A 17690-nucleotide genomic window follows, 5' to 3' on the forward strand; every position below is an offset into this window, starting at 1 on the left:
TATTTATGATCCATTTTCAATTAACCATTGTTCATAATAGGCATCCAGTTTGTTCTGTAGTAATTTAATTTCCTCTTCAGTTTCATTCGCTAATTTCAATCGCTCAATTTGGAGTTCCAGCGCAGTGATTTCTTCTTCCACGCTTGATCCCTGTTTCGTTTTCCTCTTTTTGTCGACAGTCTTTTTCTTTGGTAGTTCGATGACTTGCGTTTGTTGCCGCTCATGCCATTTCTGCCTCGCCCAATCGAAAGGACCTTCGAACATCGTCATCTTTCCGTCATCAAGCCATGCCGTACGGGAAAATAATTTATTCAAGAAATACCGGTCATGCGAAACGGCGAGTAGCGTTCCTGGAAAATCCTCTAATGCATCTTCGAGTACTTCACGCGACTCGATGTCCAAATGATTCGTCGGTTCGTCCAAAACGAGGAAGTTCACGTCCTGATGCATCAGCTGTGCAAGCCGCAGTCTTGTACGTTCGCCGCCACTCAAGTCTCCGATCCTTTTGAACACGTCCGGACCGTAAAACATGAATTTCGCGAGTATATGACGTGCTTCGCCTTCCTCTACGCCGACCTCTTTCCGAAAGACATCGAGCAGTCGGGCTTTCGGATTCTCGATGGCAAAATGTTGCGAGAGGAAGCCCACTTTCACACTGCTCCCCAGTTTGCATACTCCCTCGTCAGGAGCAAGTTCACCTAGAAGCATCTTCAAGACCGTCGATTTCCCGCTTCCATTCCTTCCGACAATCGCGGCACGGTCCTTCCAATATACTTGTAAGTCGGCGCCACGCAATAATTCATTGGAACCGAAAGTTTTCGCAGCGTCTTTCATAATGACGACTTCCTTGCCGCTTCTCGTCGCCGCTTCAAAGGACAATGCCATTTTCCGCGGATCGATCAACGGCTTCCGAAGCTTCTCCATCCGTTCCAGCGCACGCTCCATATTCCTCGCTTGCCGATGCAATCCAGCATTCGGCGGATTCGCTTCATTCGCCCATATGCGCAGCCGCTTGATCGCTTCTTTCATTTTCTTGATCTTCTTCTGCTGCTCTTCATAGTCTTGAAATTCCCGCAGGAGGCGCTCTTCTTTTTCCTGTACAAATGCACTGTAATTGCCGTAATACAGGTTCAGCTCCCCATCTTCAAGGTCTGCAATCTTTGTCACGACGTTATCGAGGAAGTAGCGGTCATGCGAAATGATGACAACCGTTCCCGTATAGTCCGTCAAATAGTCCTCCAGCCATTCAACTGCGAATAAATCCAAGTGATTCGTCGGTTCATCAAGAAGTAGCAAGTCCGGTTGAGAGAGCAGAAGTTTTCCTAACATGATTTTCGTCTGTTCCCCGCCGCTCATCTCGGTGAAGTCCTGTTCGACAAACGATTGCAATTGAAGACCGTTGATAATCTTTTCGATTTCTGAATCCATTGCGTAGCCATCACGCCGGACAAACTCATCCTGTAATTGACCGTATCGAAGAAGCAGACGCTCCATGTCTACTGTATCCGGGTTCGATAATTCCATTTCCATTTCGGACAACTGCTGTTGAATGGTTCGTAGTTTTTCGAATGCGCTATGGAGCACGTCATATCCGGTCATCGAATGTTCAAATGAAGGGATTTGCGATAAGTACCCGATTTTGGATTCCTTCTTATAATGGATGCGTCCAGCATCCGGTTGCTCAACAGCTGCAATGAGCTTGAATAATGTCGTCTTCCCGCTTCCGTTCCGTCCCACGACGCCTAGCTTGTCGCCTGTTTTAATTTCTAATGAAAGCTCTTCAAAAATGGTGTTGCCACCTAACATTTTGCTTACTTGTTGTATTGTACATATCATGATTTTCCGCTTCCTCTCTGATTTAACAGCTTAGGAAAGCACAAAAAAGACTGCGCTTAGACGCAGCCTTCCTTAAAAATAGTGTAAGGAATGATGTGCTAAACAGCTGTGTGATTACTGAAATTGTCTAAAAAAGGGCATACGTATCCCGTTAGGCGCAATTTCATGAGTAATCGCACATGAAGTGGCTAAATATTCCAATAAACTTTCATGTGCATACACAGTGTCCAACATCATTCCTCACCTCCGTCCGATTAATAGTAAGAATAGTTTAGCACGGATACTTCATTTGCACAATTGAATATTTCTATATTTCAGGATTTGCGATAAAACCCATGAACAAGATGATTCCTGTTTCCTCGTCCGTAATTACAATGAAAAATGGACGGTTTACATCCATAACGAAAGGAGCGTCCGGGGGTCCAGAAGCGGCTTCCATCTGTATGCCAGTGACCGCGGCCGCTTCCGTTCCTTCTTCATTCACATCGATATATGTTTTTTGCTTCACTTTGCTAATAGCTAGGGAGACATCGCCTTCAACCATCTTGCTGAAATCAGCCCTGTCGGTGAATGCATCTGCCATTCCGAGGGCTTCCAGTGCGCCATTCAGCTCCGTTTCGTATGACAGTTTGAACTTAGGAAGTAGAAGCGTTCCTCTCATGCTTCTGAAATTGGAGCTGAGTTCATCCCATTTGTCAGCCGACAGCGTAGTTTTGATTTCATCGAAGTTTTTCTGCTCATTCGGAAGGATAATGGTCATGCTCATCTCTCCTTTACCATATGGGAGTTTGACCGCCTGAATTTCGTTGTCGACCAAATACATCAGTTTTTCTTCGAGCTTCATGAAAGGAATCTCTTTTTCTTCCACATCCCCCAGTTGGAAATTCCGATTATCTGTATCCTTCTTATCGAATGGGTATTCCCAATCGCCTTTGAAATAAATAGCATTCAGCAACATGACAACAAGATTTTCGTCTAATGGACCATCGACCATGTTATCGATTTTTTCATTTGTCGCCTTTTTCACTCAATCATTGATTTTCTTCGGCGATTCTGTGCTTGCGATATCGATTTCCTCTATTGCCGCATTAAAATAATCCTTCGTCCGCTGAGAAAACTCTTCCTGGAAATTATATTCTTCGTTAAGCCAAATGGAATTGGCGACTTGCAGTTGGATTTCCTTGGAATTCTTATTCAAGATTGTCATGAGGGATGCATTCGCTTTATTCACATCCATCAGATCTATCCCTTCCGCTTGCATGGCGTCTGCGATTCCTTCCTTCGTTACACCGTCTGCGCCGTTATAGACCATCGCCAGGGCCATCAATAGACTCGTCGGGGAAATGAAGAGATTTCCGTTATCATCCGTTTCGATTTCCTTAAGTAATTTGAATCCTAACTCATTGTTTGGAGAAACAATCTTTTCGTAATCTCTTTCACCAAATTCGACACCTTCCGCAATTTGAAGATTACCTTCATTCGACGTTCCACACCCGGCCATAGACAGCATAAGGCTCATTCCGACAAGAGAAGCGGTAATTTTCTGTTTCACATCATTCACCATCCTTGTACACGTAGACTTCTTGCAGATGGAAAAAGTTACATGACCCTAGCATAAACACACTCCCATTTCATTACTTCCGGTCAATCAATTGAGTTCACGTTCTAATCTCTCTGTATAAGTGCTGATTTCTTCCTTACTAGCATTTTCAATCATGAATGGATCGCCAATTGTAATCGTTGCCCTTCTGTTTTTCCATGCATCTTTTAGATTTGACGGACCTTCATATGTAACCGGTACAATCGGCACTTTGGCCAAAGCGGCAATCGTGATGGCTCCTCGTTTTACCGGCGCGTTCTCAGTCTTTCTCGTTCCGCTAGGAAATATCCCAACGACCTCTCCAGATTTCAGAAGTTTTACAGGTATTTTAATGCTGCTCGGTGACGGATTTTCACGATCAACAGGAAAAGCTTTAATGCTCGTTAAGAATGAGGCAAACATCTTCCTTTTAAAAAGCTCCTTCTTCGCCATAAAGTGGATTGGGCGAGGCATTGAAATGCCAAGCGCAATAATCTCCAACCAACCTCGATGTGCACACGTAATTACATATCCCCCACTAGCAGGCAGCTTTTGTGTATTCTTCAATTCGATTTTGGCAATGAAGAAAAAGAAGATTTTCGCCACTGCAGCTGTTAATTTATACATTTCATCCTCCGATTATCATCAAATATAAAAGATTGCTCATAAACCCGGGGAAGTGATCATAAATCGCGAGTCGCGCTCATAAAACACAACAAGTGATCATAAATCACGAAACGCGCTCATAAATCACGACAAGTGATCATAAATCACAAAACGCGCTCATAAAACACAACAAATGATCATAAATCGCGAAACGCGCTCATAAATCCCAACAAGTGATCATAAATCGCGAAACGCGCTCAAAAAATGCGACAAATACTCATAAACGGCGGGCAATCCGTAAAGAAACGCCAATAGCGCTGAGGCTCTTGGCGTTTTCCCTTACCTAATTAGTCAAACGGCCATTCCGGCAGCATATGGCTCAACTTTTTGTCTTCCCTATAGCCTAATACATACTCCGCCTGCATGATCGTATGGATTTCACGCGTCCCCTCATAAATGACCGGCGCTTTCGAGTTGCGCAGGAAGCGGGCGACCGGGTATTCATCCGAATAACCGTAGGCGCCGTGGATTTGGAATGCATCGTCCGCTGCTTTATTCGCGAAATCGCACGCTTGCCATTTCGCCAGGGACGTTTCACGTGTGTTCCGCAGTCCTTTATTCTTCAACTCACCTGCACGGTAGACGAGGAGGCGGCTCATTTGGTAGCCCGCTTCCATGTTGGCGAGCATTTGCTGGACGAGCTGGTGCTTGCCGATCGGTTTGCCGAATGTTTCGCGTTCGTGGCAGTACTTCACACTTTCCTCGAGGCAGCCCATGATCAAACCGACTGCGCCCGCCGCCACCGTGAAGCGTCCGTTGTCGAGTGCTGACATCGCAATTTTGAACCCTTCGCCTTCTTTGCCTAACAAGTTCGCAGCCGGGATGCGCATGTCTTCGAAGAACAATTCTCCCGTATTGCCTGCCCGGATGCCGTATTTCCCTTTAATGGCCTTCGATGAAAAGCCCGGCGTCGTACGCTCGACGATGAATGCGCTGATGCCATGATGCTTCTTCGATTTATCCGTGTAAGCGAAGACAAGGAAATGGTCCGCGACATCACATAAAGAAATCCATGTCTTTTGGCCGTTGATGACATATTCATCGCCATCGCGCACCGCAGTCGTTGCCATCGCTGCAACATCCGAACCAGCGCCTGGTTCCGTCAATCCGAACGCACCGATTTTCTCACCCTTCGCTTGCGGAATCAGAAATTCGCGCTTCTGTTCTTCCGTTCCCCATTGCATGAGCGTCATGGAATTCAAGCCGATATGGACGGAAACCGCTGTCCGGAACGCTGTATCCCCGCGCTCCAACTCTTCACATAAAATAGCGAGAGAATTATAGTCCATCCCGCTCCCGCCATATTGTTCAGGAACACACACACCCATGAATCCCAAGTCCGCGAGCTTCTTCCAAATGGCCGGATCGAATCCGCCCTCCGCATCCCATCGCTGGATATGCGGCATGATTTCTTCATCTACGAATTGACGCGCCGTCTTGCGCAGCATTTGCTGTTCTTCCGTAAACCCAAAATCCAATTCCCACAACCCCTTCCCCGCTCATCGTTTACACATGCGCCTCTTGCGTTCTTACCGTTTCCTCAATGACGACACCGCGTTTTTTCATCGCTTCAATGTATTCAGCGCCCGGAATAATAGTTTCTGGCGGATGGACGCCGCGTTTCGTAATCGTCCCGTTCCCGATCATTTGAGCAACGATTGAAATCGTATTCGCAGTCGCACGGGCCATCGCTGTTTCATTTACCGTCAAATCCTTTTTCGTCACCATGTTATACTCATACGTCGCCGGAATCCCGTGCGCTTCACCGCTCACAATGACTCGAAGCAGGACAGCATCGGATTTATCGCCCAATCGCAATTGCGGCGAAAGCTGTTCACGCATGACATCCCGGACTTTCACTTGCTTATCCCCGACCTTCACTTCATTATCACGTGACAATAAACCTAGGTCGACGAGCAATTGGAACTTTTCGGCATGACCCTTATAGCGGATCGTCTTATACTCCAGCGTCTGTACATCCGGGAACGTCTTCGTGAGCGTTGACGTGCCGCCGGACGTATGGAACGCCTCCATTTCACCGAATTCATCGAAATGGATAGTTTCCACTTCTGATAATGAAGGGACCTCTAGAAGCTGCCCATTGCGGATGACGTGGGACGGATCTGTATAATGATCGAAAACGCCTTCGAGTGAAAACACGACGTTGTAATTAAGCGGAGGCTCCGGCTTTACGGGAATTCCCCCTACATAAAGCTTGATGCTTTCAACTTTGTCGAGCTTGCCCGCGCCGTAGCCCGTCAAGATATTGATCATTCCCGGTGCCACCCCTAGATCCGGAATGATCGTAACCCCTTTCGCCGCCGCTTTATCCGCCAATCCCAGCACAGCATCCGTCGCACCGCCGATATGTCCGCCAAGATCGATGGAATGGACCCCTATTTCCACTGCAATCCGCGCGACCTTCTCATTGAATGTGTAGAATAGCGCATTGATGACGACATCCCCAAGCGCCATCACTTCCTGCAATTGAAGATCATTTGTAGCGTCGAGCTGCAAGAGGTCCAGTTTGTCGGACATGAGCTGCTTCGCGAAATCCTCCGCTGCCTGTAAGTTCAAATCCGCCAAATACACTTTCGTCACTTCATCGCTTTTCACAAGATCCCGAACTGCCTCTTTCCCCATTAAGCCCGCGCCTAATACAACCACTTTCATGTGAACATCCCCTTCATTCCGAAATTACTTCACTTTACTCCGTGTCGATTTGTGCCCGTTGCAGTTTTCCGCTGAAATCGACGTAAATACTCTTCCACTCCGTGAACACATCAAGCGCCGCGACGCCGGAATCTCGGTGGCCATTGCCTGTTCCCTTCGTACCTCCGAATGGAAGATGGATTTCCGCTCCCGTCGTTCCTGCATTGACGTAGACAATTCCTGTGTCAAGATCCCGTTGAGCCCGGAATACTTTATTCACATCCCGCGAAAAGATGGAACTTGACAAGCCATAAACGACGCTGTTGTTCACTTCAATCGCTTCGTCGAGGCTTCCTACTTCAATTAGAGATACAACAGGTCCGAAGATTTCCTCCTGCGCCAAACGGCTATCCCATTTCACGTCCGTGAACAATGTCGGTTCGAAATAATGTCCTTTCGCCATGTCGCCATCCGTCAGCACACTTCCCCCAGCCAACAGTTTCGCGCCTTCTTCTTTTCCGATTTCAACATAGCTTTGAATTTTCTCCAATGCCTTTCCGTTGATGACCGGTCCGATTTTTACGGACTCGTCCAAGCCATCCCCGATTGTCAGATGCTTCATCGATGCCAATAATTTCGTTTCCAACTCTTCCTTAACATCTTTATGCACGATGACCCGGCTACATGCGGTGCAGCGTTGGCCAGCCGTTCCGAACGCACTCCATAGAATCCCCTCCACAGCTAGGTCGATATCTGCATCATCCATGACGATGACGGCATTTTTCCCGCCCATTTCAAGGGACACTTTCTTCAAGTGACGACCGCCTGTTTCCGCGACATGGCGTCCCGTTTCCGTCGATCCCGTGAATGAAATGACTCGGACATCCGGATGCTCGATCATTGCTGTTCCAACTTCAGATCCCGAGCCGAACACGATATTGGCGACTCCGGCAGGAATTCCGACCTCCTCGAAAATCTTCGCCATTTCATACGCCATCATCGGCGTTTCAGTAGCCGGCTTCCAAACAAATGTGTTCCCTGCAACCATTGCCGGAAATGACTTCCACGCTGCAATCGCCACCGGGAAGTTCCACGGCGTGATCAAACCGACGACCCCGATTGGTGCCCGGACGCTCATCGCGAATTTATCCTGCAGCTCGGACGGAACCGTTTCCCCAAACAGCCTGCGCCCTTCCCCGGCCATATAGAACGCCATGTCGATCCCTTCCTGCACTTCCCCGCGGCCTTCCTCGATCACTTTCCCCATTTCCTTCGTTAACACTTGCGCCAAATGCTCTTTTCGTTCCTTCATGAGATTGCCGATTGCATATAAGTAATCCGCCCGCTTCGGTGCAGGAACAAGCGCCCATTTTTTCTGCGCTTCCTTCGCCGCCTTCACAGCCAGATCTACGTCTTCACTTGTCGATAACCGTACTTGCGCCAACTCTTCCCCATTCGACGGATTCGTGACAGCCGTAAAGTTCGCTCCCCCGCTATCCTGCCAGGAACCTCCGATAAAGTTGTTCAATTGCATGTCTTCATTTCCCCTTTCCAACACGAACTTTTTTGCAACCGCTTACAGTCTATTTATTTCGACATTATCCTTTCGAATCCCTTCTTTTCGGAATGAAAAATAAAATCCCGTACAGGGCATCACCTGTACGGGATCATTCATTTTTGGAGCGCTTCCGCGATGTAGGACTTTAATGTTTCGACATTTTTCATCATGGCCGAAACGGATACGCCGAACAGTTTCGCAACGTCCGTCTGTGTAAATTCGGCATCTCCCATTATCCCGGCTTCGTGAGCCGTTTTAAAGAGGGAGGCAGCGAGAACTTCCGGCTTACGTATGATTGGTTCCTCTTGAAGGCAAAAAATCGCAAAAACGAGTTTCACCAAATCTTTCAACGGGTCCTTGACGTTAAATTCACCCAGTTTCGCCAAAGCAATTTCCAACACTTCTAGTTGGGGTTCCGTCATGGATTTTTCAACTTCCGGTACTGCCAGGTCCTCGGAATGAGGCTCGTGTACACGCGATAGCAAAAGTTTATAGACATCCATCATATGTTCATTATAGAAATCAATGTAGTCCGCGAATCCTTCAGATTCCGCCAATTCCATGACCTGCCGCTGGACGGAACCGGACTGATCGGCTACACGGTATAAACCGTTGAGCAAATAGGTATTCGCTGGGGGTTTCCGATCATCGTACAAGGCGATACCGAATAAAATATCCCCTTCCATTAATTCCTTGCTAGGGGACAACGGTAGTATGTATGTATCATTATCCAAGATCTGATTCACAGTCACCGTTTTTTCGGAAATTCCGTTCACTTTCCCAAGCAAAACGACAGGGTCATTCCAATGCTCTAGAAGCCGCCGGGTATCCGACCGTACTGTGCCACTCAACTCCTTCAGCACATGCCTTCTCCATAAGTCGAGCCGAGCGATGAACAAATAATATTCCCCTGTCACCTGTTCAATCTCTTTACTGCTGAAAAATCTGCCGAGACCGGAGCGCCATTCCCTTTCATAGCGGTCATATTCTGCGAATTCAGCGGGGAGACTGATTGCGTTTTCGAAATAGTCGGAGACGATCCGCCTCAGCTCATCATCAACCAACTGCTCATTTGAAATCTCGGACTTCAAAGAGCAGCATCTTTTATATTTCTTCCCGCTTCCACACGGACAAGGAGCATTCCTTCCAATCATTCCGCTCACACCTTTCTACTTAACTATAGCAAAAGACGGTGCAGGAGACTATTCCTGTACCGTCTTTGTTTCTATCGAATCACTCTCAGCCGGTGATTCCTTTTCTTCATACTTCGGAGGACGGACCCTTTTCACAAAGAGAGTGAGGATCAATGCGGCAACGGAAATGAAGGTGGCAATCAAGAAAGAATAATTGATGCCATCTAGCATCGCCTTCAAGCCGATTGCATGCTCCATCGCTGCCATCCCGCCTTTATCGGTCGGGATATTTCCGCTTGCCACTGCATTGTCAAAAAGGGCTTCTCCCGATTTCTCCATCCGCTTCGTCATGATTGTAAGCAATATCGCGGAACCGATCGCCCCGGACACTTGCTGCAATGTATTATTCATCGCCGTGCCGTGAGGGTTTGATTTCATCGGAAGCTGGTTCAAGCCGTTCGTCATGATCGGCATCATGACCATCGACATACCGAACATCCGAACTGTATATAGAGTCATCAAGTAGTAATATCCTGAATCCAATTCAAGTCTACTCAAATAAAACGTCGTAATAACAGTGATCAAAAGTCCGGTGATCGCAAGGACTCGCGCACCGTATTTATCGAATAGGCGGCCAGTGATCGGCGACATGATCCCCATTAGCACCGCGCCCGGAAGCATCAAGATTCCCGCTTCAAACGGTGAAATTCCGCGCACTTCCTGAACATAAAGCGGCGTCAGGATCATCCCGGAAAACATCGCCACCGACAACACAATGGAAATGACGGATGCAAGTGCAAACATCGGGTATTTATAAATTCTGAAGTCCAGCATCGGAACGTCCATCCGCAATTGGCGGATGATGAATGCGATTAGTGATACCGCACCGATGGCAATCGTTCCATAAACGAGCGGATCACCCCATCCTTTTTCTCCCCCGGCCGAGCTGAATCCGTATAACAGTCCGCCGAAACCGATTGTCGATAAAACGAGGGAGAAGACGTCCAACTTCACCGCTGTATTCGGCGTGATATTTTTAAGCTTCCAGAGCGCAAAAACGATTGTCAGAATCGCAAACGGCAACACGATTTCAAAAAGCGTGCGCCATGAATAATGCTCGACAATCCAACCTGACAATGTAGGCCCGATGGCAGGCGCCGTGAACATGACAAGCCCGAACATCCCCATTGCCGCTCCCCTCTTCTCGATCGGGAAGGCAACAAGCATGACGTTCATCAATAACGGCATCATCAAAGCGGAACCCGAAGCCTGGATCATACGTGCCCCGACGAGCATTCCGAAGGTCGGTGCAAAGATGGCAAGAGCCGTCCCGATCGTGAACAACGTCATCGCCGTTAAAAACAGCCGGCGGTTCGTAAATTTCTGGACAAAGAAAGCACTTGCCGGAATCATGATCCCGTTCACAAGCATATAACCGGTCGTCAGCCATTGGACGGCTGAAGGTTTCACCTGAAACTCATTCATAATGACCGGCAACGCAATATTCAATAATGTATTGTTCAAGATTGCTACGAATGCCCCGAAGAATAAAATCGCTATCATTCCATAAGGAGGCTTTTCGTGCATCTTCTTTATATCTATTTCCAAATGAAGACCCCCATTCAAATTCAATCTCTATCTTTACACATTTTCATATTTTATACCGTCAGTCCAAAATAAGCAAATATAGAAACCGTTTTCAATAAAAAATAGTTCTCAACACTGACAAATCAGTAGCGAGCATGGTAAAATTATTTTAGACTCACAGTACAAATTTAAAAAACAAAGGGTGATAGAAATGAACGAACGTAAACGCCAAGTCATGCTATTAGCTAAAAAACTATTTATTGATAAAGGATTTACAGCTACGTCCGTTCAAGACATTTTGGAGGAAGCAAAGATTTCCAAAGGGACATTTTATAATTATTTCACATCCAAAAATGAATGCCTTATGGCCATTTTAGAAGATGCCCATAACGAGTCTGTCATCAGAAGACGCGAACTTCTCGTCGGGCGTGATAAAAAGGATAAAGACATATTAGCCGGGCAGATCCTAGTCCGGATGCAAGTGAACCGGGAACTGAATCTGCTTCCGATTTACGAGGCAGTTTTTTATTCCACTGATGAGGAGCTCCGGAATTTCGTGAAGGCGTACCATCTGAGCGAGTTGAAATGGATTGCCGGTCGCCTCGTCGACGTGTATGGCGAGGAAGCCAAGCCTCATGCCTTTGACTGCTCCGTCATGACGCTCGGGATGATCCAACAACTGAACCACTTCTGGAAAGCCGGCTCATCCAAGGACCCGGACATTGAAAAACTTGTCCACTTCACGTTCCGAAGGATGGACGCGCTCATGTCCGATATGATTAAACAGAAGGACGTACTGCTTGAACAACATTTAATTTCGTCATTAGAAATACCGGCTGGAGATCTGAAAGAAAAACTCCAAGAGGATCTGCTAGTTCTAAAAAAGAAATTGGAACAGGAACAGATTGGAAACTGCGTGGACTACGCAAACTTCCTTCTCTCCGAATTGCAGGCCGAAAATCCTAGAGTATCCCTTTTGGAGGCGGTCGGCCGTTCATTCCGTGAAGATAGCAATGGCAAGATGCTTGCCGATCGTGTAAATGAAGTCATATTCCTACTCTGGAAATATATTGACTCGATTAAAGCAAATTCGTGAAACTTTCGAAGCCTACCGCCGTACAAGTAATCAACAACTAAACTTTTAGGGGGCATTTTATGAACAACCACGAAATCGATTTCAAATTGTACGGAGACGATATGCAATTTGTAGAAGTGGAATTGGATCCAGGCGAAACAGTTGTCGCAGAAGCAGGTTCATTGATGATGATGGAAGACGGAATCGAAATGGAGACAATTTTCGGTGATGGCTCAGGAAATTCCGGCGGAGGCATAATGGGCAAGTTGATGGGAGCAGGAAAACGCCTGATTACAGGAGAAAGTCTATTCATGACGACATTCACGAACGTGGGATCAGGCAAAAAGCACGCCTCTTTCGCAGCACCCTATCCGGGGAAAATCATCCCGATGGATTTAAGCCAATACAACGGCAAGATCGTCTGTCAGAAGGATGCATTTTTAGCTGCAGCAAAAGGGGTTTCTGTCGGGGTTGAATTCCAAAGGAAACTTGGCGTCGGCTTTTTCGGCGGCGAAGGATTCATCATGCAGAAGCTTGAAGGGGACGGCATGGCTTTCGTCCATGCCGGTGGAACGATCATCGAGAAGACCCTTTCTCCTGGCGAAACGCTGCGCGTCGATACAGGTTGCCTCGTCGCCATGACGCAGGACGTCAACTATAATATCGAAATGGTAAAAGGCGTCAAAACAGCATTGTTCGGGGGCGAAGGATTGTTCTTTGCCACGCTGAGAGGACCAGGAAAGGTCTGGGTCCAATCACTGCCATTCTCCAGACTCGCAAGCCGTGTCTTCGCAGCTGCACCACAAACTCCAGGCGGAGGCTCACGTGATGAAGGGAGCATCGCAGGTGGATTGTTCAATATGCTAGGCGGAAAATGAATGAGTAAAACCGGAACGCTGCGGCGTTCCGGTTTTTTATTGTGCAAAAAACGCATAAACTTCTATAAAAACGCATAAATCGCGAAATCGACGCATAAACGCTGCTAGACGTGCATAAATTCATAAATCGACGCATAAACGCTCCCAGATGCGCATAAATTGCCTTTCCCACTCATAACGGATGTCGTATTACTCTACTTTCAAGTAAGTCGATAGTCCCGAAATGACGATAACTTTGTGAAAATGACCGATAACTTGTTTCAACTGACCGATAACTTCTTGGAACTGACCGATAATCCATGGAAATTGATCGATAAAAAGACACCCGGGCTCCCCGGGTGTCTCAATCCTCACCTATAGCAATAAATACGCAATTGGCGTCACAATAATGATTGTCAAGATGACTCGCTGTACCCAGATCGCAATAAGCTGCGGAATGGAGATCGGAATTTCCGTCGAAACGATACACGGCACGACCGCCGAGAAGAAGATGATCGATGAAACCGATACGACCGCAATGACGAACTTGACGACCAATGCCGATTCCACGACTAGCAGCGCCGGCAGGAACATTTCCGCGATGCCGAGCGCACTCGCTTTTGCGACGAGCATCGGCTCCGGCAATTGCAACGCCCATGTGAACGGATAGAAGATGTAGCCGAGCCAGTCGAAAACAGGCGTAAACTCTGCCAAGACGAGTCCTAACAGACCGATCGACAAGATGGAAGGCAGAATCGCCATTGCCATCAATAATCCATCCTTTACGTTCGCCACAATATTTTGCGCGAACGTCGGCGCTTTCGACACAGTTTCCATCGCTTCATTCCAGGCCGCTGCGAAGCGCTTCCCTTCCGGCTTCACTTCCGGCTGCGGCGTTGAGCCTTCGTAATACTCGTTCTTGATTGAACGCAACGGCCATAAGTGGACAGTGATAGCTGTAACAATAAAAGTGACAACCAACGTCGTCCAGAAATACATATTCCACATGCTCATCAAGTCGAGCGTCTTGGCGACGACGACCATGAATGTTGCGGAAACTGTCGAGAATCCTGTCGCAATGATGGCTGCTTCCTTCGCTGTATATTTCCCTTCCTTATACACACGGTTTGTGATTAAAAGCCCCAACGAATACGAGCCAACGAATGAAGCGACGGCATCAATCGCAGACCTGCCTGGTGTCTTCCAAATCGGACGCATGATCGGCTGCACTAAAACACCGACAAATTCCAACAGGCCATACCCGACTAACAAAGCAAGGAACACCGCACCAATTGGAACCAACAATCCTACAGGTATGACTAACTTATTCAATAGGAACGGCCCCATGCTTGGGTCAAAAAGCCATGCCGGCCCGACCTTGAAGACGAGCATGATGCCGACGACCAAGCCGATTACCTTGAAATATGAAAAGACCATATTGACGGTCGATTTTTTCCACGTACCTGAAACGAACGGATACACTGCTCCGGCTAGAATGACGACCAATGCATAATACGGTAAAGCCCCTCCGAAATGCGTTTGAATCCATGTGACGATATGATCGAGCATGATCGAATTCTTTTCACCGATCGTGACCGGAACGAAAAACATGAATGCACCGATTGCGCTGAAGACGAAAAACTTCCACATACCTGGATTCGATCGCGTAGTAACTTTCTCCCCCACTTGTGCCATACCTCTTCCACCCTTCCCCCAATATTCTGTCAAATCTAAATAAATGAAAGCCGTGAATGAAGCGTTACATTGTTCATTCACGGCAAGTCCTTACCCTACGACCATTTCTCCCTTTTTCCAAACCTTATCCACATGGTTCACGCCGAATAAATACTGCAACTCCTGGTAGTTCGAAATATTCCACATGACGACGTCCCCTTGCTTGCCGACTTCGAGCGAACCGACTTTGTCCTCCATCCGGATGGCGCAAGCGGCATTCATCGTTGCCGCGACAAGCGCTTCCGCCGGAGTGAGCCTCATCGAAATGCACGCCAAGTTCATGACGAGCGGCATCGAAGTCGTTGGTGAAGAGCCTGGGTTGCAGTCTGTCGAAATGGCGACAGCAACCCCTTCATCAATCATTTGACGCCCTTTTGCAGCATCTTCGCGTAAGTACAAAGCGGTTGCCGGCAATAAACAAGCAATGACTCCAGCTTCCGCCATTTGCTTGATCCCCTCGTCGGACGCCTTCAACAGATGCTCCGCTGAAATGGCGCCGACTTTCGCCGCTAACTCCGCCCCGCCATACGACTCGATTTCGTCCGCATGGATTTTTGGAATTAACCCAAGTTTCTTCCCGGCCTCCAAAATACGCTCCGACTGTTCCGGCGTGAACACACCGACTTCACAGAACACATCGTTGAACATTGCAAGCTTCTCTTCTGCCACGACAGGAAGCATGTCGTTAATAATACTATTAATATATTCATCTTCATTGCCTTTATATTCTTGCGGAACAGCATGCGCCCCCATGAATGTTGACACAAGGTCGATCGGATGGGTTTCATTCAACCGCTTCGCAGCACGCAGCTGCTTCAGCTCCGTTTCCAAATCGAGTCCATAGCCGCTTTTCCCCTCGACAGTCGTTACACCGTGCTTCAGGAATGAATCGAGTCTGCGCGTAGATTGCTCTACCAGTTCATCTTCCGTCGCTTCACGAGTCATCCGTGTCGTCGCGTGGATTCCGCCGCCTGCGTTCATGATTTCCATATATGTCGCGCCTTCAAGCCTCATTTCGAATTCACGCTCGCGACTGCCTCCATAGACGACATGCGTATGCGGGTCGACGAGTCCCGGTGTGACGAGACGTCCTGTTGCATCGATAATGTCCGCCTCGGACGCACGGTCGCCGAATTGACGCTCCAATTCCTCAGTTGTGCCGATGGCTGCGATGACACCATCTTCAATCCACACACTGCCGTCTTCAATAATCCCTAGTTCGGACATTTCCTTGCACTTACGCGGCTTATTCTCCCCCGCGATTGTCGCTAGTTGTGCTGCATGTTTGATCCAGATTGGTTTCAAAGATTTCCACCTTCCATCATTGGGATGTTAACCCCTTTTTCCTTCGCCGTTTGAATGGCGAGATCGTAGCCCGCGTCGACGTGGCGCGCGATACCCATTCCAGGGTCCGATGTCAAGACACGTTCAAGCCGCGCTTCCGCTTCCTTCGTTCCGTCCGCGACAATGACCATACCCGCGTGTTGGGAATACCCCATGCCAACGCCGCCACCATGATGGACAGATACCCAAGTTGCCCCGCCGACCGCGTTGATCATCGCGTTCAAAATCGGCCAGTCGGAAACAACATCCGAGCCATCCTTCATCGCTTCCGTCTCACGGTTCGGGGAAGCGACTGAACCTGAATCGAGGTGGTCACGTCCGATGACGATCGGCGCACTTAATTCACCGCTTGCGACCATGTCGTTGATGATCTTCCCGAAGCGCGCACGCTCACCATACCCAAGCCAGCAAATTCTTGAAGGCAATCCTTGGAACTGGATTTTCTCCTGCGCCATTTTGATCCAGTTGCAAAGATGCGTATTGTAGCTGAATTCACGTAAAATGACCTCATCCGTCTTCCGGATATCTTCCGGATCCCCTGATAGCGCCACCCAGCGGAAAGGCCCTTTCCCTTCACAGAACTGCGGACGGATATAAGCGGGTACGAATCCAGGGAAATCGAATGCGCGCTCAACGCCCTCGTCCTTCGCCACTTGACGGATATTGTTTCCATAGTCGAACGTGATGGCGCCTTTATCCATCATCTCGACCATTGCAGAAACATGCTTCGCCATGGAAGCTTTCGACCGTTTTACATATTCATCAGGATTCGAAGCGCGTAGCTCCGCCGCCTCTTCAAGCGACATGCCGGATGGAATATAGCCATTCAACGGGTCATGCGCAGACGTCTGGTCTGTAAGTACATCCGGATTGAATCCGCGCGCAATCATTTCAGGCAATACATCCGCCGCATTCCCGAGAAGACCGATCGACAACGCCTTCCCTTCAGCCTTCGCTTCTTCCGCACGACGGATCGCTTCATCTAGAGATTCTGTCTTCACATCTGTATAACGCGTTTCAATACGGCGATCAATCCGTGTTTCATCGACTTCGATACCGATGCAGACGCCGCCTGCCATCGTGACTGCCAGTGGCTGCGCACCACCCATGCCGCCGAGCCCTGCCGTCAACGTAATCGTTCCTTTCAATGACTCCCCGAAATGCTGCTTCGCAAGCTCTGCAAATGTCTCGTACGTCCCTTGGACAATCCCCTGAGACCCGATATAGATCCAGCTGCCGGCCGTCATTTGTCCGTACATCATCAAGCCCTTCTTGTCGAGCTCATGGAATGTGTCCCAATTGGCGTAAGCCGGAACGATATTCGAGTTGGCAATCAATACGCGAGGTGCATCTGTATGTGATTTAAAGATTGCAACCGGTTTACCTGATTGAATCAATAATGTTTCATCATTCTCAAGTTCCTTCAACGAACGGACGATGGCGTCAAAGCTCTCCCAGTTACGCGCCGCCTTCCCGATTCCCCCGTAAACAACAAGTTTCTCAGGATGCTCCGCCACGTCAGGATGCAAATTGTTCATGAGCATCCGAAGCGCCGCCTCTTGTTGCCATCCCTTCGTATTCAATTCCGTACCTCTATATTGAACTACCTTCTCCACTGTATCCGCTTTCATTTTCTGATAACCTCCCTTTCGTTACTATCATTCTATAA

The 17690-nt window shown here is 48.2% G+C and carries 13 protein-coding genes and 1 pseudogene; 2 read left to right on the forward strand and 12 right to left on the reverse strand.

Annotated elements, in window-relative coordinates; all coding sequences use genetic code 11:
• Positions 1–3: 3 nt before the first annotated feature.
• The 9 genes and pseudogenes from abc-f to M3191_RS02490 all read right to left on the reverse strand — a co-directional run bounded on the left by abc-f (position 4) and on the right by M3191_RS02490 (position 11011).
• On the reverse strand, positions 4–1836 hold the full coding sequence (gene abc-f / locus M3191_RS02455) for a ribosomal protection-like ABC-F family protein (RefSeq protein ID WP_251697856.1): 1833 nt from the start codon (positions 1834–1836) through the stop codon (positions 4–6).
• A gap of 114 nt (positions 1837–1950) precedes the next feature.
• Positions 1951–2073, reverse strand: a complete 123-nt coding sequence (locus M3191_RS18490) for an RAxF-45 family protein (RefSeq protein WP_353056497.1) — start codon at positions 2071–2073, stop codon at positions 1951–1953.
• A gap of 70 nt (positions 2074–2143) precedes the next feature.
• A pseudogene (locus tag M3191_RS02460) lies at positions 2144–3400 on the reverse strand (serpin family protein).
• Between the two features lie 84 nt (positions 3401–3484).
• On the reverse strand, positions 3485–4042 hold the full coding sequence (locus M3191_RS02465; RefSeq protein ID WP_251697857.1) for a lysophospholipid acyltransferase family protein: 558 nt from the start codon (positions 4040–4042) through the stop codon (positions 3485–3487).
• Positions 4043–4368: 326 nt separating this feature from the next.
• Positions 4369–5559, reverse strand: coding sequence for an acyl-CoA dehydrogenase family protein (locus M3191_RS02470; RefSeq protein ID WP_251697858.1), 1191 nt, complete (start codon positions 5557–5559; stop codon positions 4369–4371).
• Positions 5560–5587: 28 nt separating this feature from the next.
• A complete protein-coding gene (locus M3191_RS02475) occupies positions 5588–6754 on the reverse strand; it encodes a saccharopine dehydrogenase family protein (RefSeq protein ID WP_251697859.1) in 1167 nt (388 codons plus the stop codon).
• A gap of 34 nt (positions 6755–6788) precedes the next feature.
• A complete protein-coding gene (locus M3191_RS02480) occupies positions 6789–8267 on the reverse strand; it encodes an aldehyde dehydrogenase family protein (RefSeq protein WP_251697860.1) in 1479 nt (492 codons plus the stop codon).
• A 137-nt stretch (positions 8268–8404) separates the two neighbouring features.
• Positions 8405–9445 carry a YecA family protein gene (locus M3191_RS02485; RefSeq protein WP_251697861.1) on the reverse strand — a complete coding sequence of 347 codons (1041 nt, stop codon included), beginning with the start codon at positions 9443–9445 and terminating at the stop codon, positions 8405–8407.
• 48 nt (positions 9446–9493) lie between these two features.
• Positions 9494–11011, reverse strand: coding sequence for a DHA2 family efflux MFS transporter permease subunit (locus M3191_RS02490; RefSeq protein WP_251698072.1), 1518 nt, complete (start codon positions 11009–11011; stop codon positions 9494–9496).
• 211 nt (positions 11012–11222) lie between these two features.
• Here M3191_RS02490 and M3191_RS02495 point away from each other — a divergent pair, with 211 nt between their 5' ends.
• Together M3191_RS02495 and M3191_RS02500 are read left to right on the forward strand one after the other, a co-directional pair.
• On the forward strand, positions 11223–12107 hold the full coding sequence (locus tag M3191_RS02495; protein WP_251697862.1) for a TetR/AcrR family transcriptional regulator: 885 nt from the start codon (positions 11223–11225) through the stop codon (positions 12105–12107).
• A gap of 59 nt (positions 12108–12166) precedes the next feature.
• A complete protein-coding gene (locus M3191_RS02500; protein WP_251697863.1) occupies positions 12167–12964 on the forward strand; it encodes a TIGR00266 family protein in 798 nt (265 codons plus the stop codon).
• Positions 12965–13318: 354 nt separating this feature from the next.
• Here M3191_RS02500 and M3191_RS02505 read toward each other — a convergent pair whose 3' ends face one another.
• The 3 genes from M3191_RS02505 to hutU form a co-directional block, all read right to left on the reverse strand.
• Positions 13319–14638 carry a YjiH family protein gene (locus M3191_RS02505; RefSeq protein ID WP_251697864.1) on the reverse strand — a complete coding sequence of 440 codons (1320 nt, stop codon included), beginning with the start codon at positions 14636–14638 and terminating at the stop codon, positions 13319–13321.
• A gap of 90 nt (positions 14639–14728) precedes the next feature.
• Positions 14729–15982, reverse strand: a complete 1254-nt coding sequence (gene hutI / locus M3191_RS02510) for an imidazolonepropionase (protein ID WP_251697865.1) — start codon at positions 15980–15982, stop codon at positions 14729–14731.
• The gene (hutU, locus tag M3191_RS02515) at positions 15979–17652 is read right to left on the reverse strand and encodes a urocanate hydratase (RefSeq protein WP_251697866.1); all 1674 of its coding nucleotides are present in this window, start codon (positions 17650–17652) and stop codon (positions 15979–15981) included. The genes hutI and hutU overlap by 4 nt, the downstream gene beginning before the upstream one ends.
• Between the last annotated feature and the right edge of the window lie 38 nt (positions 17653–17690).

The organism is Sporosarcina luteola (assembly GCF_023715535.1).
Classification (GTDB): Bacteria; Bacillota; Bacilli; order Bacillales_A; family Planococcaceae; genus Sporosarcina; species Sporosarcina luteola_B.

Bases quoted from the DNA above. Each gene is read 5' to 3' on its own strand.
- hutU (WP_251697866.1), bottom strand. From the start codon at position 17,652: ATGAAAGCGGATACAGTGGAGAAGGTAGTTCAATATAGAGGTACGGAA.
- M3191_RS02495 (WP_251697862.1), top strand. From the start codon at position 11,223: ATGAACGAACGTAAACGCCAAGTCATGCTATTAGCTAAAAAACTATTT.
- M3191_RS02480 (WP_251697860.1), bottom strand. From the start codon at position 8,267: ATGCAATTGAACAACTTTATCGGAGGTTCCTGGCAGGATAGCGGGGGA.
- M3191_RS18490 (WP_353056497.1), bottom strand. From the start codon at position 2,073: ATGATGTTGGACACTGTGTATGCACATGAAAGTTTATTGGAATATTTA.
- M3191_RS02500 (WP_251697863.1), top strand. From the start codon at position 12,167: ATGAACAACCACGAAATCGATTTCAAATTGTACGGAGACGATATGCAA.
- M3191_RS02485 (WP_251697861.1), bottom strand. From the start codon at position 9,445: ATGATTGGAAGGAATGCTCCTTGTCCGTGTGGAAGCGGGAAGAAATAT.
- M3191_RS02490 (WP_251698072.1), bottom strand. From the start codon at position 11,011: ATGCACGAAAAGCCTCCTTATGGAATGATAGCGATTTTATTCTTCGGG.
- abc-f (WP_251697856.1), bottom strand. From the start codon at position 1,836: ATGATATGTACAATACAACAAGTAAGCAAAATGTTAGGTGGCAACACC.
- M3191_RS02465 (WP_251697857.1), bottom strand. From the start codon at position 4,042: ATGTATAAATTAACAGCTGCAGTGGCGAAAATCTTCTTTTTCTTCATT.
- M3191_RS02475 (WP_251697859.1), bottom strand. From the start codon at position 6,754: ATGAAAGTGGTTGTATTAGGCGCGGGCTTAATGGGGAAAGAGGCAGTT.
- M3191_RS02505 (WP_251697864.1), bottom strand. From the start codon at position 14,638: ATGGCACAAGTGGGGGAGAAAGTTACTACGCGATCGAATCCAGGTATG.